Source organism: Mangrovimonas sp. TPBH4 (assembly GCF_001280505.1).
In the GTDB taxonomy this organism is placed as follows: domain Bacteria; phylum Bacteroidota; class Bacteroidia; order Flavobacteriales; family Flavobacteriaceae; genus Mangrovimonas_A.
In genome coordinates, this window is record NZ_LBIO01000042.1 from 1 (window position 1) to 24,853 (window position 24,853).

Here is a 24,853-nt window from a genome sequence, read left to right on the forward strand (position 1 = left end):
TCTACAACACGGAGGCGGCCGAGGGCTGGTACGCGAAGGCCATCGAGGCCGGCAACCAGGACCCTGAGATGGTCTATAGATATGCCCAGATGCTGAAGGCCAACGGTAAGTACAGCGAGTCGAACGCACAGATGGCGAAGTTTGCCTCCCTGGCGCCGGGCGACGAGCGCGCCAAGGCCTACCGCTCTGCACCGGACTATATCGAGGCGATCAAGTCTACTCGCAAGCGCTTCGAGGTGGAGGACATGGCACTGAACACGCAGTACTCTGAGTTCGGGGCCGTGGAGAAGGACGGGGAGCTTTACGTGGTCTCCGCCCGCAACACGAGCCGCAAGACCTATGGCTGGAACGGGGAGCCGTTCCTTGACATCTACAGGTTTGCCAAGGGCGAGGACGGCAGCTTCACTGAAGGGGAGCTGTTGGGCAAGGAGATCAACACAAAGTACCACGAGGGTACGCTGTCCTTTACACCGGACGGCAATACGATGTACTTTTCACGTGAGAGCTTCTTCGAGAAGGTATACGAGAAGGAGGACCGCACGAAGATCAGTGTGATCCACCTGTTCCGCTCCAATAAGAACGACAACAAATGGGGACCTGCAGAGGGCTTTGCGATGAACAGCGACAGCTACTCGGTAAAGGACCCAGCGGTGAGCGCAGACGGGAAGACCCTGTACTTTGCCTCGAACATGCCGGGGGGTATGGGCGGTTTTGACCTTTACAAGGCAAGCATCAATGCCGATGGCAGTCTTGGAGAACCGGAGAACCTTGGGTCGAAGATCAACACGGAGGGGCACGAGGTGTTCCCTTTTGCAGGGAGCAACGGTGAGCTATATTTTGCCTCGAACGGCCACTTGGGCCTAGGTGGGCTTGATATGTTCCAGGTGAAGGCCGATATGTCCGGTGTTGACAACATGGGGGTACCTGTGAACAGCAGCGGTGACGACTTTGCCCTTAGCTATGACGATGCCACCGGTATGGGTTATGTGTCCTCTAACCGCGCAGGCGGGAAGGGCAACGACGATATCTACCGCGTAAGAAAGGTAGAGGAACCATGCGATACCCAATTGTTGGTTAAGATCACAGATGAGAAGAGCAAAGAGGCGATTGTGGGAGCTATGGCCACATTATACGGAGCCAACGGAGAGGAACTTGGCAGTGCTGTTTCCGATGCGCAGGGTATGGTAAGCTTCAGCGTATTGTGCGAGACGGATACGGAACTTGGAGTGACCTCTGCGGACCACATCGGCAAGCGCGTGTCAATCGAGGGAAGCCTTGAGAAGGAAGTAAAAGAGTCTGTAGAATTGGCACCTATCGAGGAGCTTATCGTAGCGGACCAGGTGGTACTCAACCCAATCTACTTCGACTTTGATAAATCGAACATCACGGCACAGGCAGCCTTTGAGCTTGACAAACTGGTACAGGTGATGACCAAGTACCCGGAGATGGTGATCTTGGCAACTTCGCATACGGACAGCCGAGGATCTGACGCCTACAACATGTCATTATCGGACAGCCGTGCGAAGTCAACGGCACAGTACGTGATCTCCAAGGGTATCGACAAGAGCCGCATCACCGGAGAGGGCAAAGGAGAGACCGAGCCTAAGGTGGACTGTGGAGGCAACTGCAGCGAGGAGCAGCACCAGTTGAACCGTAGATCGGAGTTCATCATCGTGAGCGGTGGACCTAAAACAGCAAACTAACCTATAATAACCAATCAAAAATAAAAAAGCTCCATCGGTAATGATGGGGCTTTTTTATTGGTTAAAATTAACTGAATGTTATTTGAAAGTTAAAAAGCATGATAAATTTTAGAGTAAATACAAATTCTCTTAGATTTCTTGGTTAAATCATGTTAATTTTTTAAATGAAATTAATTAAACTAATAGTATTGATTTTTTTATTGGGAACTTTTCCAGGCTATGCACAATTGGGATTTTGTTCAGGAACTTCTGGAGAGCCTATTTTTGTAGAGGATTTTGGAACGGGTACAAGTAATGGGCCACCATTGCCAAGTACTGTTACAACATATAATTATGTTACTGGTTATGGTAGTTTTGCAGCAGGAGAGTATACCATTTCCAATACTACCGATTATCACGCTTGGTATGAAACCGGTGACCATACACCTGGCGATGTTAATGGGAAATGTATGGTGGTAAATGGTAGTTTTTCAACAGGAGTATTTTATCAAATACAAGTTGAAGAATTGTGTGAATTCACAACTTATGAATTTTCTGCTTTTGTTTTAAATTTAATTAACCCTGCGACTACCTCTTGCAATCCTGCAATTCCTATCAATGTGACCTTTGAAATTTGGGATGAGACTAATAGTGTACTTATTGCATCTGGAGATACTGGCAATGTTTATGAGTCTTCTGAGATTACTTGGAACCAATATGGTTTGGTATTTCAAACGGAAGCAGGGCAAACCTCTGTGATTTTGAAAATGATCAACAATGCACCGGGTGGTTGTGGAAATGATTTAGCAATTGATGATATTGTCTTTAAAGCTTGTGGTGATACTACAGTGGTGACCGATGAATTAGGTAATACCGAAACAAGCATTTGTAATAGTGCCATTCCGTATGACTTGGATCTGATTGCTACACCTGATTATGCTGTGTATACTACCCATGCTTTTCAATGGCAAGAGAGTGTTGATGGCGTAAATTGGACGGATATACCTGGAGTTACGACTCAAAATGTTACTGTAACTGTTAATGGTCCAACATATTTCAGGACCAAAGTGGCGGAAGCAGCTATTAATCTAAGCAACGATCAATGTATTACTTATTCCGAAGTATTTTTCATTGATATCAATCCAGATCCAGCATTGGCAATAAGTGCAGGAGATGTGGATTTTAATTGCGATACAGGTCAGGCTGTGTTGTCCGTTACAGCTGAAAATGGTCTTCTTGTGAATTGGTATGATGAGCCTGCAGATGGGAATTTGTTGGCAGAAAATGGCCTTAGTTATGAAGCGACAATGGTAGGCAGTTTTTATGTGGAGACGGTAGATCCTGTAACGGGTTGTGTGTCGGTTTCTCGAACGGAAGTATCGGCGATTGGTGTTATTCCCGAGGCGCCTTTGAGCAATGGGGATGTAGATTTTAATTGTTATGATGGGTCGGCTTTGCTTTCTGTTTCGGTGCCAGACGGAGTGCAAGTGAATTGGTATGATGCCGAAACAGACGGCACTTTGTTGCTAGCCAATAGTCCTACCTATGAAGTCCTTCAAGAAGGGACGTATTATGTCGAAGCTGTAATTCTTGGAACGGGTTGTACTTCGGAAACACGTACCCCAGTTTCAACCACTATTACCTATCCAGAATTGCCTTTAAGCGCTGGTGATGTATTTGTGTGTGAAGAAGGAACGGCTGAATTGAGTGTTACTGTACCCGATGGAGTGACCGTGAATTGGTATGATGCCGAGACAGGAGGGAATTTGTTGGTGGAAGATAGTACTTCTATAGAGGTTTCTGAATTGGGAACTTATTATGCTGTGGCTGTTTTTGAAGATACCGGCTGTGCTTCACAAGGAAGTACTCCTGTAAGCCTAAACCTATTTGAAACTCCCGAAGTTTGGGACGAAACCTTATATTTTTGTGAAGGAGAATACATAATGCTTCACGCGGATATCATGGATGTGAGTTATCTATGGAATACCGGACAAACAACAGAAGGTATCAATGTAAACGAACCGGGAGTTTACACGGTGGAAGTCACCAGTCCCGAAGGTTGCAAGGCTACCAAAAGCATAACCTTGATCGAAATTGGGCCACCGGTGATTCAAAGTGTGGTTTCAGATGGCGCTACGATTATCATTACCATGCAAAATGAAGGAGATTATATGTATTCTTTGGATGGCATAGATTATCAATCCAGTAATGCGTTCAATAATGTGCCCGGTGGGTATTATACCATCCATGTACAAGAAATTAATGGTTGTGAAGAAGCAGTGATGGAATATCTACATTTTATGATTCCAAAATTGATGACGCCTAATTTCGATGGACATAATGACCGTTTTGATTTAGTAGGAATTGAGTCCTTTTCATCTTCCGAAGTTTATGTGTTTGATCGTTTCGGGAAATTGTTGGTGAGTTCAAGGAATACCTCTTTTGCTTGGGATGGTACCTATAACGATGCCCTTATGCCTACAAGTGATTATTGGTATTTGATCAAGATTGAAGGGCAGGTTTTTCAAGGACATTTTACCTTGAAACGTTAACCGGAATGCTTTAGAACTCGTATTCGCGCTCTACCTTGCAGATTTTTACATTGTACCAGCTGTACCAATGGGTTTTTCCTTTACGTTGAGCGACTAAATGTTCACTGTGTTGTTTCCATTTTTGGATGCTGTCTAGGCTATCCCAATAGCTAACCGTAATGCCTATGTCATTTCTGGCGCTGTCCATTCCCAAAAAGCCTGGTTGCTCTTTGGCCAGTTGTTCCATTTGTTGAGCCATTTCGGCATAACCTTCAAGTGTGTTGCTTTGTTTTGAGGTGAAAATAACCGCGTAATAGGGCTGAAACTCTGTGTTCATTGGTTGTGTATTAAGAGTGGGCAATGGGCAATTTGCGTTTTCCCCAAGTCAATACTTGTACGCCTTTGGAGTAGTGGCTTCGATTTGGAGGAGTATTTAAAAACATTTGGAATTTTGGATAATGGACCTTCAATTTTTTAACATTGAGCGTTTGAATGGGCCATTCCAAATGATGTACATCATAAGCAATTAGGTTGTCTCGATAATCCTGAAAAACGGCATAACGCTCCGTTAGCCATATATCCGTCTCGTCCTTATAATTCAAATAGTCGCCAAGCCGATATTCTACCTCAAGGATATTGTTTTGTTTAGTGTTTTGCGAGTGATAGCTAAAATCGTTGCGTTGGATATTGGCGTGTTGGTAAGGAAATTTTGAAATCATTTTCAAGATGCTGCAAGAGGATCTTTTGCTGCCTTCCATACTCAGAAAATAAACGCTAGGTTTTCCATGTCTCTTGACATAAGTGCGGAGGTTGATTTCATGAAAATCGGAAATATGTGGTAATTTTGGAACACTCCTAACCCCAATATTGTTCATGTCGAACGCTACCAAGCTAAGCCATGTTTTCCCATTTATGGTATCTAATTCTAATCCTTGAGGGAGTAGTGACTCCAATTCCTTAGGTTCAATTTCCCAATGGAAAAAAAGGGCCTTGTTCCATTCTTGATAGAATTTCCAAGGCCTTTTTGGTATGTTAAACGAGCGGTGTTTAGTGTGTTGTAATAGCTCTGTAGCTTTCATTTTAGTGTATTTTCAAGGAGGACATTATTTTAACTGCGGTCTTCCTTAAAATTACACATTTATTTTGTTTTCAGCTTTACCTTAGGTACACAATCTCCTGAAAATTAGAGCTTCGATTTATTTTACAACATCTACCCGTTTTCCTTTGTTTCTCACTAAATAATCATTGTCATACATAGCTTCTACTTGAATTCCTGGAAGGTAATAGGTTCCCAAATACGATGCATTCAACATGATATTGAAGGTTTTGGTGTCCTGTGGTCCTTTCTTGCTTAAATCGAAGTAGAAATTCACGCGGTCATCCCTAATATCTGTATAGCGTGCTTGACTAACTGTAGTATCTCCAAAATCGGTAAAGCGTGTGTTGACAATTTCCCAGCCCGAAGGGAATATTTGGGTTAAGGCAATATCGTTGACGTTTTCTTCTTTTAGGTTGCTCACTTTAACTGTGGCCACAAAATCCTGTCCTTGCTGAAGCTTGGTTATATCCACAGGATTACCGCCTAGGTCTTTGTAAACTACCGAAACGCTTAATCCGCGCTGTTCAGTCAATTCTTCTCCTAAGGGTAATTTTCCAGAATTCAAGATTCGTACATAAACAGTGTTGTTTATGTTGTTGGAGAAGGTTATGGTATTAGTACCTTCGGAAACCTTCAATTGACGTTGTGCAATGGCATTTTTCGTGTTTATGGTTTCTGTTTTTCCATTGAAGGTGTAAGCCAGATTTAAGGCTTTGCCGCCATTGGCATTTACCATTTTTGCCATGGACATCAAGCAATATGCCGTAGTTTGGGTACTCATCCATTTGTTGCTAGAGAGGCTGTTGGCAATATATTCGGCAGTTTCCCTCATCTTCGGATTTTTGGTCAAGACCATCGTCTCAAGAGCCATGGCACGATTTCTTTCTACTGAGCCATAGGTGTAATAATTGTATTGGGAAGACTTGAAATGAATATTCGCCGAATTGGAAATTTGCCCACTCGCTTCCTTTTGACCGGCCAACGCATAAGCAGCAGCTAAACGCCATTTGGCTTCATTGGACAATTCAGTAAATTCACGCAAGCGGTTCATGGCTGCCAAATCTGGTGCTCCGGCCAAAGCCAATGTGTATAAACGATAGGCTTGTGCTAAATCGGAATTATGGGAGCGGTAACTTGGTCTCCAATCCCTAGCTGCCTGTCTTTGATATTGTAGCCAATTGCTTTTAAAGGTCAAAGGCAGTACAAATCCTTTTTTCTCGGCTTCCAACATGAAGTGGCCCGCATAGGAGGTTCCCCAATCATTGGCTGATGCTTCACCCATCCAATAGCTCATTCCTCCATTTGCAGTTTGGAAATGCGATAAACGTTTGATGCCGTTTTCAATATTGCTCTGGATGGCTTTCTTTTTGTCGCCAGTCAAATCGAATATATCTCCCAAATACAATTGCGGAAATACGCTAGAAGTAGTTTGCTCTACACAGCCGTGAGGATATTGGATCAAGTATTGTAATCTACGTGTAAAATCCATTGGAGGGAGGGTTGAAAACTCTACGGTAGCACTGTTGCTACCAGGCACTCCAAATGTTGCAAAGTCAATTGTTTTATTGGTATTGCCTTCCAAAATAGAATCTATAGCCTTTGAGCTGATTGGGTTGGGATTGATAACGTCCATTTCAACTTTATAGGAAGACTGTTCGCCGCTTCCTTTGGCGATGACTTCTACCGTGCTAATCCCTTTGGCTTTACTCACATCCAATGAAAAGTAAGCCATTTGTTCTCCTGGTTTGCTAAACGAAAGCGTTTGGGAAGGGTCTCCTTCTATGGTAATGCCATTGCTTAATTTTAAGCTCAAGTTGACGGTTTTTACCTTGTCCTCCATAGCAAAAACGGTAACTGGAAGTGTTACTTTTTCGCCAGGACTTAATTTCCGCGGAAGCGATGCCAAAACCATCAAAGGTTTTTTAACCTGTACAGATTTGTCTGTGCTTCCATAGGCTTCGGTTTGGTTGTTTCCTGCAACCACCATGGTTCTCACGGCTCCTATGTAGTTTGGGAGTTTTAAGTTATGAGTGCGTGTTTCGCCAGCTTTTAGGGTAAATGGGCCTATATAACTTACGACAGGTTTAAAACGGTTTGCTTTTTTGTTTTTACCAGCAGTAGCATAGCCATCGCCACCTACGGCAAACACTTGGTCAATACTTCCTGAATACGCACCAATTACATCATCATAGATATCCCAGGTTTTTACTCCTAAGGCTTCACGGGCATAGAAGGTATCCCAAGCATTTGGGGTTTTGAAACGAGTTAAATCCAATAAGCCTTCTTCTACCATCGCAATGGTATAGGTCATTGGCTTGTCCTGTTTTTCGGAAACACTGATTTCGAAGGTCTGTTCCGGACGCAACACATCGGGCATTTTTAGTTCCGGTTCCAAACGAGTGTCTGGATCTTCCACCATAATTGGAATGACCCCGTAAAGTCTTATGGGAAGATCGTTGGCCGAAATTGCATGGGGTTGCAACAGCGAAATATTGATGAATACGTTTGGTGCCATTAATGACGTAATTGGCAATTCCACAGTGGTTTCTCCGGGTTGTGTTTTTACCCAGTTGAAGTCGATAACCTCGGTGCCATTTTCAACACTTACCAAAGCTCTTCCCTCAGATCCAGATTGGAAGGTGATTTTGGCTGTTTCGCCTACATTGTATTTCTCTTTATCGGCCGCAAACACCAACATTTTGGCGGCTTCTTTATCGGCTGATGGGGCTTTTTGCCACCAGTTTTTGTAGAAATAAACGGTGCGCCCGGTAGCGTGCCCGCTTGCTGGATCGATAACTCTAATGAGGTAACGGCCGCGTCTATAATCAGGGACATTTACTTTAAAAGTTCCTTTTCCTTTAGAATCTGTGTCTATCGTTGTATTAAAAAACGGTGTATGGTATGAGCTGGAAGCATAGCTGGATAGGTTGTCGTAAGAGGAGTTCCACCACCAGCGCCATTCAATTTTATATACTTTCACTTCCAAACCATCACGCTGTACAGGTTTTCCATCTTTATCCACAACAACAATGTCAAAGGTTTGGTCTTCTTCCGTAGGTAAAGACCCGTAGGCATTGCCTTTTGGGGATTTTAAACCAACGAAAGTTTTGTATGGGGCATAAGATTTTGTGAAAGCGTTTAATGAGAAATCTCCTCCGTTTTCAAAGGCACGTACCAAAAATTGGGCATTTAGCATTCCTGGAGCGTTTTTGCCAATCTCCAGTTTTGAATTGATTTGAGCTAGACCCTCGTCATCTACATTGCCTTCAAAAATGTTGAGTTCTTCGGTGTTGAATTCTCTGGAAGGATCTACAAAGGTATAGTCCTTATAGTTTTCAAAACCGCTATAGGAAGTGCTGAATTTAGCTTTCACTTCAGCTTTTAGATTTTTTCCTGGGGCTCCATGCAACCATTTTACATCCAAAAGTCCTTTAAGAGGTGCGTTGTAACCCAAGACCTCATTATCAAAATCCAAATTTAGCTTTAGTCTGTTGGGTTTTACCGTTTCTATTTTAAGGGATTTATGGAATACTGCGCCACCAACAGAAACTTTGGCGCCATAGTTCCCTGTCTTCCCTTCGGATGATGTTGGTACGGTAAATTTGTAAAACTGATTAACATTTTGGGTAGTGACATTTTTGTAAATGAGTTTGCCGCTAGGATCCATGACTTCCATTTTTACAGGATGCCCTTTTGGAAGTTTGTTTTGGGCATCATTTAAAATAAAGGTTAGGTGCAGCGAATCGCCTGGACGCCATACGCCGCGTTCGCCATAAATATAACCTTTTAGGCCGTGTTGCAATTTGTTTCCGGAGATGTCAAATTTGCTAAGAGATAATGAATTTCCATCGTGCAGTTTGACATAAGTGGTACTTTGTCCTTTGGTAACGATGGCAAACGCCGCATGTTTATCGGAGTCAATCAAAGTAAGACCTTCTTCGTCTGTGGAGGCTCTTGCGATTTCCTGTTGTTGGTAGTTGTAAATGGCCACCGTGGCATTAGACTCTGGATTGGTAGTTAAAATATCGGTTACCGCAAAATAATAGGAGTTGTTGGCTCCTTGTTTTACAATGGCTCCTAAGTTGGATGCGATCAAGTTTTGCGTGATGATGCGGTCTTCGTTGTAATAGGCATCATGGCAAGGATTATTTTTCTCGTTCCAATTATAGCTGTAGTGGCGGTAGCGATAGGTGAGATTGTCCCAATATTCTTCTTCCTTTAAATCCTCGTCTTCGGTGTCGGTTTCGGTATAATCTTCGTCATAATAATACTCTTCATCATAATAGTATTCATCGTATTCCTCATCATCATTGGAAGTGGAGGTCGCCGAATGTGCATCGCAATGGTACAGAGAATAACTTTTGTCGAAACTTAATTCTACACGGTAGATAGCGCCTGGTTCAGCTTGAAAACATTTGGAAAGGTCGATACTATAGGACTTCCATTTTCCTGTGTTTTCAGTTTCGTTTTGAATAAGTGGAATGGTATGTTTGGCAATTCTTCTCCCCACTTTTCTAATGTCTCGGGAACTGTTACTGTTTAGGTTATTGTCCTGTAAAAACTGAAGCACATTGTCTTCGAAAATCTTGATAATGCGTACATCAACCGCTTTTAAGTTGACAGCTTCAAAATTGAATTTCAGTTCTTTTGAATTGGGTAGGATAGAACCGCTTCCAATCAATTTTACATTGGGTTTAAGCTCTTCAAAGGACAGGATTTCAGAATAAGGCGTTTTTAGTTTGAAACCATCCTGGTTGGTGATGCCTTGAAAAACATCAATTTGGATATTACCCACCAATTTAGCATCTGGATAGACTTTTAACACGTTGCCATCCACAACAAATTTTGGGGATTTTACATTTTGAATGCTTACCAAACCATCAAAATTTTGCTGTTGCTTTAACGGATCGGAGAAGTTTAGGGATAAGCACTGCTCTGGCGACTGGATTACGGACACATCTACAATAGTAAAGTTATTGGTGCCGGGAATGGTGATTTCGCGTTCTCCTTCATTGGTGGCTTTTATGGTTTTTCCGTTCCAAGTCACCACAATTTTGGAGTCTTCCACCTTACGGTTGATACTGTCGATTTTGAATTCGAAAACCTTGGCACTTGCACTACTTTCATTGAAAACAATACTTAGAGGCTTATTGTTTTGGGAGGCTGTAAGCAGTTCTTTGGCATTGTCAAGAGAGATTACATCTGCCGACTTGATCATACCTTCCAAATATTGCCAGTTCTTGCTGTATGATTGCAGGTTGTTGGTGGTAATGTTGAAATTTGGAGTGATGGTTTTAAATTGAAACGTGTAATCCTTAAACTCATCAGGAATGTTTTGGTAGATGTCTTTCAATTTAACGGTTACAGTATACTCTGTTGAAGAATCCAATGGTTCGTCAGGAGTAAATAACAAGGAATGGTCGTTAGCAACGGTCAAAGTTCCTTGAACATACGGTGATATACTAACTAATTTATCATTGATTTCCTGGCCCATTTCCCAGCCTTCCACATTTTTGGCCAAATTAATTTGAATGGGTTCGGCTACAGAGACCATTCCAGAGGTGGTGTAGCTAATGTATTCCCTGAACTTAAAAATATTGTCAGGTTCTTCGTTCTTTTTACAGGATACGGCAAGCGCCATCACAAGTGCGATAGCAAATAATTTTCTTAGAAGCATAGGTTGGTGGTGATAAAATGAATGAACTTAATTGTAAGAAATCGTGCGTGGTTTCTTGTTAAAATAATTACGTTCAATGGGTTAGGTTTAGATTCGGTTTGGTTGTTAAATTTGTCTTAAAATGATGGTGTAAAGGGCTAAAGTTAACACTTATAAAGCAATGTGGACTTTATAAAAGCGACTTATTATTAGTATATTCGCAAAAAAGCAAACAAATAATTCAAAAATTTTAAATTATGCAGGCAGTTGCAATAGATTTCGGGATAGAAAAAGCCCTAGAGGAATTAGGGGTAAAAGATATAAATGAAGGGACTTCTACAGGATCTCAAAGTTTTTCAAATGGTGATATTATTGAAAGTTTTTCTCCAGTAGATGGACAACTTATTGCCAAGGTAAAATCTACCACAAAGGAAGATTATGAAAGGGTTATGGAGTCGGCAACTTCTGCCTTCAAAATTTGGCGTAGTACTCCTGCTCCTCAAAGAGGGGAGATTGTAAGGCAGTTTGGAGATAAATTGAGAGAGAAAAAGGAAGCGCTAGGAAAATTGGTATCCTATGAAATGGGGAAATCGTACCAAGAAGGCTTGGGTGAAGTTCAGGAAATGATAGACATCTGCGATTTTGCTGTTGGTTTGTCGCGTCAATTGCATGGTTTGACTATGCATTCAGAACGTCCAGGGCATAGAATGTATGAGCAGTATCATCCTTTGGGTGTGGTTGGCATTATTTCGGCCTTTAATTTTCCGGTAGCAGTTTGGTCCTGGAATACGGCATTGGCTTGGGTATGTGGTGATGTGTGTGTGTGGAAACCAAGTGAAAAGGCATCGCTTTGTGGGGTGGCTTGCCAAAATTTGGCCGCTGAAGTTTTTGCTGCCAATAATTTGCCTGAAGGAATTTCCTGTTTGATTAATGGAGATTATCGCGTAGGGGAGTTTATGACTAAGGATACTCGAGTACCTTTAATATCTGCAACAGGTTCTACCCGAATGGGAAAAATTGTAGCACAGGAAGTGGCCGCTCGTTTAGGAAAATCTTTATTGGAACTGGGAGGAAACAATGCCATTATTGTAACGCCAGATGCCGATATCAAGATGACAGTTATTGGAGCTGTGTTTGGAGCTGTGGGAACCTGTGGACAACGTTGCACCTCTACTCGTCGATTGATTATTCACGATAGTATTTATGATAAAGTGAAGCAGGCCATAGTGGATGCTTACAAGCAATTGCGGATAGGAAACCCACTAGATCAACACAATCATGTTGGGCCGTTAATTGATAAGGATGCTGTTGCTAATTATGAAGCAGCTTTGGCTAAAGTGGTTGCTGAAGGTGGTGAAATTTTGGTTGAAGGCGGAGTGCTTAGCGGAGAAGGATATGAAAGTGGTTGTTATGTAAAACCCGCTATTGCTGAAGCACAACCTGAATTTGAAATCGTGCAGCACGAGACTTTTGCGCCAGTATTGTACTTATTGAAATATTCTGGAGATGTGGAAAATGCCATTGAGATTCAGAATGGTGTTGCTCAAGGTTTGAGCTCTGCAATTATGACCAATAATTTACGTGAAGCAGAACGCTTTTTGTCGGTTGCAGGGTCTGATTGTGGAATTGCCAATGTAAATATTGGAACTTCAGGCGCCGAAATTGGAGGTGCTTTTGGAGGTGAAAAGGAAACCGGTGGCGGACGAGAGTCTGGAAGTGATGCTTGGAAAGTGTATATGCGTCGTCAAACCAATACGATTAACTATACTACTGAGCTGCCATTGGCACAAGGAATTAAATTCGACTTGTAGAAGACGATCTATAGTTAGAAAAGCTCCATTGAAAAATGGGGCTTTTTTTGTTTAAAGCAGATTGGGTGTACTTGTAAATAATTTCATCTGTTACCTTATTTTAAGTCAGAAAAATTTTCCTTATTCATTTATGTTAAAATTTGCTCAAAATTTAGTAATTTCAAGGTTAATTAATTAATCCTTAGCTAGATGAGTAAATTAACGTACCAACTCGGTATTTTGATTACAATCCTTCTTGGCGCAATTTTAAACTATTATTACTGTTGTGATGTAGAGGAAATTGTCGTTGAAGAGATTGTTTCAGAACCAATGATTGAACCAACCAAAAATCCATTTTTGGTTCAAGATGCAAATGGCAATTTGGATGTGAATGTTAATGACAACTTTAACTTCAAAGCATCAGAAATGGCCATTTTAGAACCGCTTTCCGAAAGGGTTGTAGGCGGTGTGACCCAATTGTCGGCCTATTTGGCTGAACATCCAGACAAATCTGTAAGTATAACCGGATATTATAAAAGCGATGAGCCTAACCATACAGCTTACCCCAATTTAGGCTTGGCAAGGGCGGGAGCCGTCAAAAACTATTTTGTATCCAAGGGGATTTCTTCCCGAGTCATCGACACACATGGCAAGCTTTATGATGCTATGGTTCCCGATGCGGACAATATTTATTACGGTCCGGTAGAGTTTGCTGTGGCAACTACTGGAGATCATGGTGACTTGGATGCTTTGGCAGACGAAATCAATAAGGATCCTCTGGTGTTAAATTTTGGTATTGACAAGTTTGTCATAAACCTTACTGAAGAACAACGGCATAAATTCGCTAAAATATCTCGCTACTTGGATAAGGTGGATGGAGCCACTTGTACAATTGTAGGGCATACCGATACCACGGGGCCAGAAGACCACAATATGGTCTTAGCTCAGGAGCGTGCCGATTTTGCCAAAGCCTATTTGGTGGCACATCACATTCCCGAGGCTAAAGTCATGACCGAATCCAAGGGGTCTTCAGAACCTATTGCCGACAATAGTACTACCGAAGGGCGTGCTGCTAACCGAAGAACCATTGTAACCGTTAACAAACCATAAACCAAAAAGATAAATTATGAACATGTGTAGTTTAATTCCAATTATAGTAGGCGCTATTTGTGCGCTCTTAGGGTATCTGTTAGGAAAAATGCTTGGAAAAGGACCTGACAATACCGCAGAAATTCAAGCTTTGAAAAATAAGATAGCAGAACTAGAGGGTAATTTAAAATCCTGTAAAGATAAATTAGGAGCGCTTCAAATGCAGGATAGCCGTATGGCTGCTGCTATGGCGCATGCCCCGATTCCTTTTAATGCGGCAGAAGCCAAGGCTATTTTTGGAAAAGCAATTAAGGAAAATGATCTTACAATTGTAGAAGGTATTGGTCCTAAAATTCAAGAATTGTTCCATAAACATGGTGTGCATACTTGGAAAGCACTATCTGAATGTAGCGTGGCCAAATGTCAAGAAGTGTTGGATGATGGAGGAGAAGCCTATAAAATCCACAACCCAAAAACTTGGCCAAAACAGGCTTTGTTGGCCTATGAAGGTAAGTGGAAGGAACTTTTTGATTGGCAACAAGAGCTCGATGGAGGTCTTTAATATCAATCCAAAATTAAAAGCAAAGCCGTTTCAAATTTCGAAACGGCTTTTTCTTTTGCAGGATTGGATGTAAAAACAAAACCCTATTTCAATGCCGAACTTTTATCGGGAGAAATAGGGTATGTATTTAATTGATTAATAGCTAGGCTAAATTCGTGAAAAAGAAGTTGATGGATTTACGGAAATCTATAACTGGTATCAAAAAATGTATAATCGGTAAAGGTCGAAAAGACCATTTAACTGTATTTCACTTTTCTTAAAATTCGCATGGCATCCTTGTAAGAATCGTAGATGCTTTCGCTGTATTGCCTTAAGTATGGTTTGGCTTCGTTCAGCTTGTCAATGGCGTTGTGGAATAGGTTTAGATAGCAGATTAAATAGGTCTCAGGAAGGTTTCTTAGGTCCGCAAGTTCATTGGGTGTTAGGGTGAGTCCTTTTTTTAGTTTAGCCAATAAAGTGTTGTTGGTGTTGTAAATGTGGTGCAAAACCTTTTTATCGAATTGAGGGGGCTGAAACAATAATTTGGCGTCTATATTGTAATTGGCGTTGTCCTCAAAACTGATAAGCGTTTCTTCCAAGGGGTAATATCTATAGGAATTTTGAAGCCCTAATTTTACATATTCAATAATCTTGAAACTATTGTCGTCGTAACTAATGGAAACCTCGTCTAGATTGGAAAAGAAAATCCGAACTTGTTCATTCACCAATTCAATATCTACCCTTGAAAAGAAAATTTCATCCTTAACAGTTTTTTTCTTTCCAGACCAGCACAATACAAAGTATTCCTTGAAAACCTTGTACTGCGGGTTGTAATCCTTGCGCTTGTTCATGAAATCGAACACGCCATCCAAAGTGTATTCAATATTGTTTTGGGAGTGGTGCTCTATAGCTGCTACGATTTTGGAATTAACATCCTTAATTTCAACATCGAAAACTTTGGGCATGCTCATGCTGCCTTCCCTGAAAAACACAGAGCCTCCGTAGTATTTCCAAATGTTTTTCCGAAGGGAGGTAATCTCACCAATGGGCCTAATGGTTACCAAACCCACCACTTTGTTGTCTGGCAAATGAGGAAAGGGAATGTTCTCATATTGCACGATGGGTGGGTTGGTTAAATAGGCGTTTATCAGGTTTTGAATCTTACTGTCGTCAAAGAAATCTACACCCCAAATTTTATTGTCTTCATCATCGACACCAATGACGATGTAGGAATTGTTTTTGGGGTTGCTGTTGGAAAGCGCGCAGATATGTTTTAAAAATTTGGCCTTTCCTTCCTTCTGGCTAATATCAATTTTTCGCTTCTTATCATAAAAACTGTTCTCGTCGTTATGTGCGAGCAAGTTTTTAATAAGTAAGCGTTTATTGATCATTTAGCTGTTTCTTAAAGGTTAGAGTTCTTTTTTAACGATGGTTGAGGAGGCTTGTGCCGTTGGGAAGACCAGTAAGTCCGCCACGTTGACATGAGAAGGACGTGATACCACAAAATAAATGATCTCGGCAATGTCTTCGGCCTGAAGCGCTTCAAATCCTTTGTAAACGGTATCCGCTACAGGATCACCTTTAAAACGAACTTGAGAGAATTCAGTTTCTACCATCCCGGGATTCACGGCACTTACCTTGATGCCAAATTGGTTAAGGTCAATGCGCATTCCTTCCGTTATTGCCAATACGGCATGTTTGCTTCCGCAGTAAACATTTCCTTTGGGGTATACTTCTTTTCCTGCCGAAGACCCAATGTTGATAATATGCCCAGAGTGGCGTTTCGTCATTCCTGGAATTACTGCTTTACTCACATACAAAAGTCCTTTCACGTTAATGTCCATCATGGCATCCCAATCGTCAAGAGAGCCATTTTGTATAGGATCCAGTCCATGGGCGTTACCCGCATTGTTGATTAAAATATCGATGTTTTTGAAATCGTCGGGCAAGGAAGCAATGGCATCTAAGGTGGCTTCTTTATCTCTTACGTCGAAGTTTAAAGTAATCACGTTGGTCTCTTTCTTAAGGGCTTCTTCAATAGTGTCCAAACGTTCTTGTCGTCTGCCGCATAAAACCAATTGAATGCCGTTTTTGGCAAAAATATGGGCTGTGGCGCGTCCAATTCCGCTGGTTGCTCCGGTGATTAAAGCAGTTTTTTTCATTGATTTTATATTAACTAGGTAATTTTAGCGTTTATGATGTTAGATTATTGCAAAAATGCCTTTTCTAAATTCAGAAATGACATAAATTTGCAAACTTTTTTGGCGATACAAGCCTCTGAAAACAAAACTAAAGTTACAGAATTGTATAAAAATACGGGAAGTTGAAGAGAGCTAATTTGTGAAGTTTGAGCTGTTTGTGTTTGAATGTTTTTGTAATTGGTTGTTTTTTAAGTGTGTATGGCTGTTTGAGTGAGTTGAATAATCTAAAAGTAGAATATGCTGCGTATATATAGACAAAACCCCAAATTAATTATGAAGATTTTAAAAACATGCTTTTTATTATTTAGTCTTGTCATATTTTTTACCCTTTCAAATTGTAGTAGCGATTCCTCTACTGGAAATGGTGTAGATGGCACCTCTTTTATTTCTGTTAGATTATCCGATGAACCTGGAGATTTTGATAATGTCTTTATAGATGTTCAAGATGTTATGGTGAAGGTGAACGATAACAGTGAAGGCGAAGGCGGTTGGCAGAGTTTAGGACCTATCAATGCTGGTGTTTACGACCTTTTGGAACTTACCGGAGGTATCAGTGTTTTGTTGGTAGACAATTTTGAAGTGCCTTCTGGCATGCTGAACCAAATTAGATTGGTGTTGGGCGACGATAACACTGTAGTTATTGACGGAGTGACACATGACTTACAAACCCCAAGTGCGCAACAATCTGGTTTGAAGATTAAGGTGAATGAAACCTTGGATCCTGGATTTACCTACGAATTCTTATTGGACTTCACCGTTGATGAGTCTATTGTAATTGCTGGCGATTCAGGAAACATCAATTTAAAACCAGTTATCTATGCCAGTGCAGAATATGCTTCTGGGATTATCGAAGGAATGGTGTCTCCATCCAATATTCAAGTGGTTGCTTCTGTTGAAGTAGATGGTAATATTATTTCGGCTTATACAAATGAAGAAGGCGTTTTCAATTTGAATGGCGTGCCTCAAGGAACTTATGATGTTACCATTACGCCTGCTGAAGGTTCTGGATATACGTATACAGTGATTGAAGGCGTTGAAGTTATCAACGGTCAATACACAGATATCGGAGTTATCAATTTGCCATTAATGCCTGGAAGTATCGCGGGAACGGTTCTTAACGAAGGACTTTCCGCTACTGCCTCAGTAATGGTGGAAGGTGAAATGGTTTCTGCTTCAACCGATGAACTTGGAACCTTTTTGTTGGAAGGGATTCCAGCTGGAATATATAATGTTTATGTGGCGCCAGAAGAAGGTTCTGGTTTGGAAACTTCAGAATTTATAGAGATAGAAGTAATTTCAGGTGAAACAACCAACTTAGGGGACATTATGTTATAAAATGTTAGGAGCCTAATAAAAAATTGTTAAAGAGCAGCACAATACGTGCTGCTCTTTGTTTTTTAACCTACAATTAACAGTTTGGCAGGAAAAATTTCAACAATTTGCAAGCCTCAATTAAGGATACTATATTCGAGTTTAAAAATAAATAGAATGGAACAAACAGGTACAATTGATATCAAGACCATCAATGAGAAAATTGAAAAAGAGAGTGCTTTTGTTGATTTGCTTACCCTAGAAATGAATAAAGTAATTGTAGGCCAGAAACATATGGTGGAGCGATTGCTTATTGGTTTGTTGGGACAGGGACATATTTTATTGGAAGGGGTGCCTGGATTGGCAAAAACTCTTGCCATTAATACGCTGTCCAAAGCTGTTCACGGGAGCTTTAGCAGAATTCAGTTTACTCCAGACCTGTTGCCTGCCGATGTGGTGGGAACCCTTATTTATAACATCAAGGAGAATGATTTCTCTATCAAAAAAGGACCAATTTTTGCCAATTTCGTGTTGGCGGATGAGATCAACAGGGCCCCTGCCAAAGTACAGTCGGCTTTGTTGGAGGCCATGCAGGAAAAGCAGGTAACTATTGGTGATGAGACCTTTGTGTTGGACAAGCCGTTCTTGGTAATGGCTACTCAAAACCCTGTGGAACAGGAAGGAACCTATCCGTTACCGGAAGCGCAGGTAGACCGTTTCATGTTGAAAACCGTGATCGATTATCCTAAGTTGGAAGAAGAGCAATTGATTGTTCGTGCCAACCTAAAAGGTGCTTTTGAAAAAGTAAATCCTGTGGTGTCTATCGATCAGATCTTGAGTGCGCAAAAGGCGGTTCGTGAGGTGTATATGGATGAGAAGATTGAGAAATACATCCTCGACATTATTTTTGCGACCCGATATCCTGAAAAATATAGATTGGCCGATTTGAAACCGTTGATTTCCTTTGGGGCTTCTCCTCGGGGAAGTATCAACCTAGCCACTGCCGCCAAATGTTATGCATTTATCAAACGTCGCGGGTATGTGATTCCTGAGGATGTGCGTGCGGTGGTTTATGATGTGTTGCGCCACAGAATTGGAATTACTTACGAAGCCGAAGCAGAAAATATTACTTCCGTAGATATCATCAATAAAATTGTAAACGAAATTGAAGTGCCTTAGTCGGTGCCTTTACGAGATAGATTTTGTTTCGCAGCAAGGCCTTTGCCAAACTGTGACCAACACTTTATTTGCTGATTGCTAAATACTGTAGGCCAATATGGATACTAAAGAGTTATTAAAGAAAGTTCGAAAAATAGAGATTAAGACAAGACGTTTGTCCGATCATATTTTTGGGGGAGAATACCATTCTACCTTCAAGGGACGTGGTATGACTTTTAGTGAAGTACGGCAGTATCAATTTGGGGATGATGTACGGAATATCGACTGGAATGTTACTGCACGTTACAACGAACCCTATGTGAAAGTATTTGAGGAAGAACGCGAGCTGACCATGATGTTGATGGTAGATGTTTCGGGTTCTGAATTGTTTGGTACGGAACAGCAATTCAAAAATGAAGTGGTTACCGAAATTGCTGCAACCTTGGCCTTTTCTGCCACACAGAATAATGATAAAATTGGCTTGATTTTGTTCTCGGATGAAATTGAGCTTTTCATTCCGCCTAAAAAAGGTAGATCGCATGTACTGCGTATTATTCGTGAGCTTATCGAGTTTCAACCTAAAAGCAGACAAACGAATGTTGTGGAAGCCTTAAAGTTCTTGACTAACGTCATGAAGAAAAAGGCCATTGTATTCATGCTCTCCGATTTTATTGCAGACGATTACAAGCAAACCCTGAAAATTGTATGTGGTAAGCACGATGTTACCGGAATTAGGGTGTATGATCAACGCGAAGAGGAAATTCCAAATATTGGGGTGGTGCAAATGCAGGATGAGGAAACGGGTGAACTGATGTTAGTCAACACTCAATCTAAAACGGTACGCCGCAACTATTCCAAATTTTACCATGACAAGGTAGATTACTTTAGGGATAGCTTTACAAAATCTGGAGCAGGAACTATTGACTGCCGCGTAGATGAAAGCTATGTGAAAAAACTGTTGGGATATTTTAAAAGACGCGCTTAAAAAAGATAATAACCTATGAAAAACAGCCTCGGAATTATAAAATTGAACCTCAAAAAACAACTGCAAGTTTTGGGTGTTTTGTTTTTGCTATTCGGTTTTACAAAGGTTTCATATGGTCAAGTAACTTCAACCGTAGATTCTACCAAAATTAAAATTGGAGAACAGATTACCTATAAAATTGCCGTAGAGGCCGATTCTACAGATTTGGTCGTGTTTCCAGAAGGGCAAACCTTTTCGCCTTTGGAAGTCATTCAATCTTATGAAATAGATACGACAAAGCAGGATGCCAAATTCAACTTAATCAAGAAATATGGTTTGACCCAGTTTGATTCTGGGAGTTATATCATTCCAAAACAAAAAATTCTTATTGGCGACAAAACCTTTTTCACAGACTCTTTAAGAGTTGAGGTGAATACAGTCGTAGTGGATACCACAAAACAAGGTTTGTATGACATCAAACCCTTTATAGAAGTCAAGGAACCATCTAGCAATTGGTGGAAAATCCTCTTGGCTGTTTTGGGCATATTTGCTTTGGTAGGCGGTTTGCTATATTGGTTCTTATGGCGAAAGAAACCATTGACCGAAGAAGAAAAAATAGCATTATTGCCGCCCTACGACAGAGCAAAAATGGCATTGAAAAGCTTGGATGAAAGCGATTATTTGCAAAAGTCAGAATTGAAAGAGTACTATTCTGAATTGACCTTCATCATTAGAAGGTATCTGGATGAAAAGGTTTATGACCGCGCTTTGGAAAGTACTACTGATGAGCTTATCGAACGTTTGTATTTGCTTAGGGAAGGCAACCAAATTTCCATAAGCAAGGAAGACATCCAAAACCTGGAAAGTATTTTGAAGCGTGCCGATTTGGTGAAATTTGCCAAGTCTGCTCCAGATGTGGCCTTGGCCGAAATGGATAGAAATACGATTGATTTGGAAATTGACCACGTGAAGGAATCCCTTCCAGAACCTACCGAAGAAGAGAAATTACTGGACCAGCAATACAAAGAAGAGCAGGAACGTAAAAAGAAACGCAAAAAAGTAATCATTACGGTTGTCATTGCCTTCTTCTTGATGATGGCTACGGTTGTAGGGCTTGGAATTAAATATGGCTTTGCTTATGTAAAAGATACGGTTATTGGTCATGAAAGTAAGGAACTTTTAGAGGGCGAATGGGTGAGCAGCGATTATGGCGTGCCGCCAATAAGCATTTCAACTCCTAGGGTATTAAAGCGCGTGGAGCTACCTCTTCCAAAGGAAGCTCAAGGCTCTGTAAAAGTGACGGCATTTAGTTACGGAACCCTTTTGGATATGTTCAGTGTTATGGTAAGTACTACGGTATTGCAGCAACCGCAGGGACAGCAAGCTCAGGGAGCCGATCAAAGTGCTCCAAAGATTGACTTGGCCCAAGCCTCAGAAATGGCCATTGCGGGGATGGAGCAACAAGGTGCTAAGGATATTCTGGTAAAAAGAGAACAGTTTATCACGCCCAATGCAGCCGAAGGTTTAAAAACGTACGGAAGTTTGAGTATTCCATTGCTGAATACGGAAACCTTAGTACCTGCAAAATATACCATATTGCAATTTACATCGGAAAATGTGTTACAGCAGGTGATGGTTACCTGGCCAGATAATGACGTGTATGCTGATGAAATGATAGATCGCATTATCAATTCTGTGGAATTGGTTAAAAAAGAACAAGAAGCTGAACAAGAGAAATAAACAAGAGCTAAATGTTGGAAGGTATAGAGTTTTTAAATAAAGAATTTTTTTGGATGCTGTTGGTGTTGCCCTTGGCATTGTTGTGGTATGTGTTGAAGCATAAAAAGCAAACTGCCGAACTAAAGATTTCCAGCTTAAAAGGCTTCAAGCTTACCAATACTTGGTTGCCAAAATTGAAGCATTTGTTGTTCGTTCTAAGACTTTTGGCTTTGGGATTGCTTATTACTGCCTTGGCGCGTCCAAGAACGGTGGATGTGTCTACCAAAACCAAAACTACCAGAGGAATTGACATTGTCATGGCTATCGATGTTTCGGCTAGTATGTTGGCAAAGGATTTAAAACCTAATCGATTGGAGGCCTTAAAGGATGTTGCTGCGGAGTTTATCAAAGGGCGCCCCAACGATAGAATTGGCCTGGTAGAATATGCAGGTGAAAGTTATACAAAAACACCAATTACCAGCGATAAGGCCATTGTATTACGTTCTTTGGACGATATTAAGTACAACACTATCATTGAAGGGGGGACTGCTATTGGTATGGGATTGGCGACTTCCGTGAACCGGTTAAAGGACAGTAAGGCTAAAAGTAAAATTATCATTTTGTTAACCGATGGGGTTAACAATTCTGGGTTTATAGATCCTAAGATTGCAAGTGAATTGGCTGTTGAATACGGTATTAAAGTGTATACCATTGGTTTGGGAACTAATGGAATGGCACTTTCTCCAATTGCCATTATGCCTAACGGTAAGTTTCAATATGGTCGTGTGCAGGTAGAAATAGACGAAGCACTGCTCAAGGAAATCGCTGATGTTACCGGAGGGAAATACTTTAGGGCAACCAACAATAAAAAGTTGGAAGAGATTTATGCTGAAATAAACAAATTGGAGAAAACGGAAATAGAGGAATTCAAATTCTATAATTACGAAGAAAAGTTCCGTCCATTGGTATTGCTAGCGAGTATATTGTTATTGGTTGAAGTGTTGCTGAGGTCTACCGTTTTTAGAAGTTTTGTGTAATAAAGATTAAAAGGAATAACCTTATAGAGGTTGTCAACAAGAATAGAATATGTATCAATTAGATGAAAAAATATGGTTCTGGGGGTTATTGGTCATTCCAATAGTCATCGTACTCTTTTTGATGCTCCAGATTTGGAAATACAGAGCCCAAAAGAAATTTGCCAATAAGGAGTTGTTGCAACGGTTAAGCCCCAACCAATCCTTGTTTAAATCCATCTTGAAGGTCGTGGTAATGTGCCTGGCCTTTGCCTGTTTGGCTTTGGCATTGGTAAACCCAAAGATTGGCACTAAGTTGGAGACGGTAAAGCGCGAAGGTGTGGATGTTGTGTTTGCTGTGGACGTGTCCAAAAGTATGTTAGCAGAAGACATTGCGCCTAACCGTTTGGAAAAGGCCAAGCAGTTGGTAACCCAAATCATCAATAATCTGGCCAGTGACCGTGTAGGGATCATTGCCTACGCAGGGAAAGCCTTTCCGCAGTTGCCAATTACAACGGATTATGCTTCGGCTAAGATGTTCCTGCAAAATATGAATACGGACATGTTGTCTTCACAGGGAACGGCTATCGATGAAGCTATCGAGTTGGCCAAAACCTATTTCGACGATGAGCAGCAAACCAATCGGGTGTTGATCATCATTTCTGATGGGGAAGACCACAGCGAAATGTCATCCAGCGTTGCCGAAGAAGCCAATAAAGAAGGGATTCGCATTTTTACCATAGGGGTTGGAGATGTTAAGGGAGGTCCTATTCCTATTAAGAAAAATGGGGTGGTGCTCAACTATAAAAAGGATAGTAATGGCGAAACGGTAATTACTAAACTCAATGAGGAAACTTTAAAAAGTATTGCAGAGGAAGCTAAAGGAGAATATATAAACGGCCGCAATACCGCTACGGTGGTAGAGGCCATTAGGGAGGTGTTGAACAAGATGGATAAAACTGAGTTTGAAGCCAAGGAATATGCCGATTTCAAAGACCAGTTCCAATGGTTTTTAGGTTTCGGGATTTTCTTTTTGTTTATCGATATTTTCCTGTTGGAACGCAAAACTGCATGGTTGAAAAAGTTGAATTTATTCAACGAAAACCTGTAGTTTCCCTTGTAATTAAGTAGCTTGTCGGCATAACGGCAATTTTATAAATTTTTTAACGGACATAAAAAACAGGGTTTTTTATCTTGGTATGTCCAATCGTTTAAAACAAAGGGTGTCCTTTGAATATTAACAATGAAGTCACAAATGAAACAATTGGTTTTAGTACTCTTAATGGTTACCACCGGGTTTTCCTTTGCTCAGGAGGATAGCAAGGAAAAAGAGCAATTGAAGGCAATGCAAAAGGCCAATTCATATGTGTATGATGCAAATGAACTGGTGGAAAAAGACGATTATGTAGCAGCCGAAATGGAATATCGAAAAGCCATTTCAGAGCAGCCTACTACCGTTTCGGGAGCTTATAATTTGGGAAATTCCTATTACGAAAAGGGCATTTATGACGAAGCCCTTTATCGTCATCAACAAGCTGCCAAAAATGCGACGGACAGAGCGGAAAAGCACAAGGCATTTCATAACATAGGTAACATTTTGATGAAAAATGAAAAGTGCCAGGAAGCTGTGGAAGCGTTTAAGAATGCCTTGCGAAATGATCCAACAGATGATGAAACCAGATACAATTTAGCCTTGGCAAAAGAGTGTGCAGAGCGTCAGCAGGAAAATAACAAGGACAAGAAGGACGAAGACGAGAACAAAGAGGACAATCAGGATCAAGAGAAAGAGGATCAACAAAATCAGGATCAGCAGAACCAAGATCAAAAGGATCAAGGTGATCAGGACGAAAAGGATGGTGAGGACAAGGAAGATGAGAAAGGAAAGCCTAAAGACGATAAGAAAGACAACCAAGGAGGTGACGATAAGGACAAGGAACAGCAAAAACCACAGCCACAGCCTGGACAATTGTCGCCACAGCAAATAAAGAATTTATTGGAGGCCATGAACAATCAGGAGCAGAAAGTTCAGGAAAAGATGAATGCCGAAAAACAAAAGGGTACTCCTGTAAAAGCAGAAAAGGACTGGTAGAACAAATTTA

General features: G+C 41.1%; 17 protein-coding genes. 12 read left to right on the forward strand and 5 right to left on the reverse strand.

Annotation, left to right across the window (positions count from 1 at the left end; all coding sequences use genetic code 11):
- Together ZA05_RS05770 and ZA05_RS05775 are read left to right on the forward strand one after the other, a co-directional pair.
- A partial coding sequence (locus tag ZA05_RS05770; RefSeq protein ID WP_053990739.1) for an OmpA family protein occupies nt 1–1,703 on the forward strand: 1,703 nt, incomplete at its 5' end.
- Nucleotides 1,704–1,867: 164 nt separating this feature from the next.
- Complete coding sequence (locus ZA05_RS05775; protein ID WP_053990740.1) at nt 1,868–4,234, forward strand: T9SS type B sorting domain-containing protein; 2,367 nt, start codon at nt 1,868–1,870, stop codon at nt 4,232–4,234.
- 10 nt (nt 4,235–4,244) lie between these two features.
- On the opposite strand, the gene ZA05_RS05780 is transcribed toward ZA05_RS05775, so the two are convergent.
- The 3 genes from ZA05_RS05780 to ZA05_RS05790 form a co-directional block, all read right to left on the reverse strand.
- Nucleotides 4,245–4,550 (reverse strand): antibiotic biosynthesis monooxygenase, encoded by a 306-nt coding sequence (locus ZA05_RS05780; RefSeq protein ID WP_053990741.1) that lies wholly within the window; start codon nt 4,548–4,550, stop codon nt 4,245–4,247.
- Between the two features lie 10 nt (nt 4,551–4,560).
- Nucleotides 4,561–5,292, reverse strand: coding sequence for a YqjF family protein (locus ZA05_RS05785; protein ID WP_053990742.1), 732 nt, complete (start codon nt 5,290–5,292; stop codon nt 4,561–4,563).
- A gap of 117 nt (nt 5,293–5,409) precedes the next feature.
- A complete protein-coding gene (locus ZA05_RS05790) occupies nt 5,410–10,989 on the reverse strand; it encodes an Ig-like domain-containing alpha-2-macroglobulin family protein (protein ID WP_053990743.1) in 5,580 nt (1,859 codons plus the stop codon).
- Nucleotides 10,990–11,225: 236 nt separating this feature from the next.
- On the opposite strand from ZA05_RS05790, the gene ZA05_RS05795 reads away from it, so the two are divergent.
- The 3 genes from ZA05_RS05795 (at nt 11,226) to ZA05_RS05805 (ending at nt 14,409) form a co-directional block, all read left to right on the forward strand.
- Nucleotides 11,226–12,779, forward strand: coding sequence for an aldehyde dehydrogenase family protein (locus tag ZA05_RS05795; RefSeq protein ID WP_053990744.1), 1,554 nt, complete (start codon nt 11,226–11,228; stop codon nt 12,777–12,779).
- Nucleotides 12,780–12,968: 189 nt separating this feature from the next.
- Nucleotides 12,969–13,868: an OmpA family protein gene (locus ZA05_RS05800; RefSeq protein WP_053990745.1), complete on the forward strand. Its 900-nt coding sequence runs from the start codon at nt 12,969–12,971 to the stop codon at nt 13,866–13,868.
- Between the two features lie 16 nt (nt 13,869–13,884).
- On the forward strand, nt 13,885–14,409 hold the full coding sequence (locus ZA05_RS05805) for a hypothetical protein (RefSeq protein WP_053990746.1): 525 nt from the start codon (nt 13,885–13,887) through the stop codon (nt 14,407–14,409).
- A gap of 236 nt (nt 14,410–14,645) precedes the next feature.
- Here the strand turns inward: ZA05_RS05805 and ZA05_RS05810 are convergent, their stop codons facing one another.
- Together ZA05_RS05810 and ZA05_RS05815 are read right to left on the reverse strand one after the other, a co-directional pair.
- The gene (locus ZA05_RS05810; RefSeq protein ID WP_053990747.1) at nt 14,646–15,779 is read right to left on the reverse strand and encodes an ATP-binding protein; all 1,134 of its coding nucleotides are present in this window, start codon (nt 15,777–15,779) and stop codon (nt 14,646–14,648) included.
- 18 nt (nt 15,780–15,797) lie between these two features.
- Nucleotides 15,798–16,550, reverse strand: a complete 753-nt coding sequence (locus ZA05_RS05815; RefSeq protein WP_053990748.1) for an SDR family NAD(P)-dependent oxidoreductase — start codon at nt 16,548–16,550, stop codon at nt 15,798–15,800.
- Nucleotides 16,551–16,862: 312 nt separating this feature from the next.
- Here ZA05_RS05815 and ZA05_RS05820 point away from each other — a divergent pair, with 312 nt between their 5' ends.
- The 7 genes from ZA05_RS05820 (at nt 16,863) to ZA05_RS05850 (ending at nt 24,843) form a co-directional block, all read left to right on the forward strand.
- Nucleotides 16,863–17,924 (forward strand): DUF4382 domain-containing protein, encoded by a 1,062-nt coding sequence (locus ZA05_RS05820; protein WP_053991030.1) that lies wholly within the window; start codon nt 16,863–16,865, stop codon nt 17,922–17,924.
- 153 nt (nt 17,925–18,077) lie between these two features.
- Nucleotides 18,078–19,079, forward strand: a complete 1,002-nt coding sequence (locus tag ZA05_RS05825; RefSeq protein WP_053990749.1) for a MoxR family ATPase — start codon at nt 18,078–18,080, stop codon at nt 19,077–19,079.
- A 97-nt stretch (nt 19,080–19,176) separates the two neighbouring features.
- Nucleotides 19,177–20,043, forward strand: coding sequence for a DUF58 domain-containing protein (locus tag ZA05_RS05830; RefSeq protein WP_053990750.1), 867 nt, complete (start codon nt 19,177–19,179; stop codon nt 20,041–20,043).
- A gap of 15 nt (nt 20,044–20,058) precedes the next feature.
- Nucleotides 20,059–21,762 (forward strand): BatD family protein, encoded by a 1,704-nt coding sequence (locus tag ZA05_RS05835; RefSeq protein ID WP_053990751.1) that lies wholly within the window; start codon nt 20,059–20,061, stop codon nt 21,760–21,762.
- 11 nt (nt 21,763–21,773) lie between these two features.
- Nucleotides 21,774–22,778 carry a VWA domain-containing protein gene (locus tag ZA05_RS05840; protein WP_053990752.1) on the forward strand — a complete coding sequence of 335 codons (1,005 nt, stop codon included), beginning with the start codon at nt 21,774–21,776 and terminating at the stop codon, nt 22,776–22,778.
- Between the two features lie 49 nt (nt 22,779–22,827).
- Nucleotides 22,828–23,865, forward strand: a complete 1,038-nt coding sequence (locus ZA05_RS05845) for a VWA domain-containing protein (RefSeq protein ID WP_053990753.1) — start codon at nt 22,828–22,830, stop codon at nt 23,863–23,865.
- 132 nt (nt 23,866–23,997) lie between these two features.
- Nucleotides 23,998–24,843 carry a tetratricopeptide repeat protein gene (locus ZA05_RS05850; protein WP_231632454.1) on the forward strand — a complete coding sequence of 282 codons (846 nt, stop codon included), beginning with the start codon at nt 23,998–24,000 and terminating at the stop codon, nt 24,841–24,843.
- The last annotated feature ends 10 nt before the right edge of the window (nt 24,844–24,853 follow it).

What these genes read in the sequence shown, in the direction of transcription:
- ZA05_RS05775 (WP_053990740.1), top strand. Translation starts at nt 1,868, where the DNA reads ATGAAATTAATTAAACTAATAGTATTGATTTTTTTATTGGGAACTTTT.
- ZA05_RS05780 (WP_053990741.1), bottom strand. Translation starts at nt 4,550, where the DNA reads ATGAACACAGAGTTTCAGCCCTATTACGCGGTTATTTTCACCTCAAAA.
- ZA05_RS05785 (WP_053990742.1), bottom strand. Translation starts at nt 5,292, where the DNA reads ATGAAAGCTACAGAGCTATTACAACACACTAAACACCGCTCGTTTAAC.
- ZA05_RS05790 (WP_053990743.1), bottom strand. Translation starts at nt 10,989, where the DNA reads ATGCTTCTAAGAAAATTATTTGCTATCGCACTTGTGATGGCGCTTGCC.
- ZA05_RS05795 (WP_053990744.1), top strand. Translation starts at nt 11,226, where the DNA reads ATGCAGGCAGTTGCAATAGATTTCGGGATAGAAAAAGCCCTAGAGGAA.
- ZA05_RS05800 (WP_053990745.1), top strand. Translation starts at nt 12,969, where the DNA reads ATGAGTAAATTAACGTACCAACTCGGTATTTTGATTACAATCCTTCTT.
- ZA05_RS05805 (WP_053990746.1), top strand. Translation starts at nt 13,885, where the DNA reads ATGAACATGTGTAGTTTAATTCCAATTATAGTAGGCGCTATTTGTGCG.
- ZA05_RS05810 (WP_053990747.1), bottom strand. Translation starts at nt 15,779, where the DNA reads ATGATCAATAAACGCTTACTTATTAAAAACTTGCTCGCACATAACGAC.
- ZA05_RS05815 (WP_053990748.1), bottom strand. Translation starts at nt 16,550, where the DNA reads ATGAAAAAAACTGCTTTAATCACCGGAGCAACCAGCGGAATTGGACGC.
- ZA05_RS05820 (WP_053991030.1), top strand. Translation starts at nt 16,863, where the DNA reads ATGAAGATTTTAAAAACATGCTTTTTATTATTTAGTCTTGTCATATTT.
- ZA05_RS05825 (WP_053990749.1), top strand. Translation starts at nt 18,078, where the DNA reads ATGGAACAAACAGGTACAATTGATATCAAGACCATCAATGAGAAAATT.
- ZA05_RS05830 (WP_053990750.1), top strand. Translation starts at nt 19,177, where the DNA reads ATGGATACTAAAGAGTTATTAAAGAAAGTTCGAAAAATAGAGATTAAG.
- ZA05_RS05835 (WP_053990751.1), top strand. Translation starts at nt 20,059, where the DNA reads ATGAAAAACAGCCTCGGAATTATAAAATTGAACCTCAAAAAACAACTG.
- ZA05_RS05840 (WP_053990752.1), top strand. Translation starts at nt 21,774, where the DNA reads ATGTTGGAAGGTATAGAGTTTTTAAATAAAGAATTTTTTTGGATGCTG.
- ZA05_RS05845 (WP_053990753.1), top strand. Translation starts at nt 22,828, where the DNA reads ATGTATCAATTAGATGAAAAAATATGGTTCTGGGGGTTATTGGTCATT.
- ZA05_RS05850 (WP_231632454.1), top strand. Translation starts at nt 23,998, where the DNA reads ATGAAGTCACAAATGAAACAATTGGTTTTAGTACTCTTAATGGTTACC.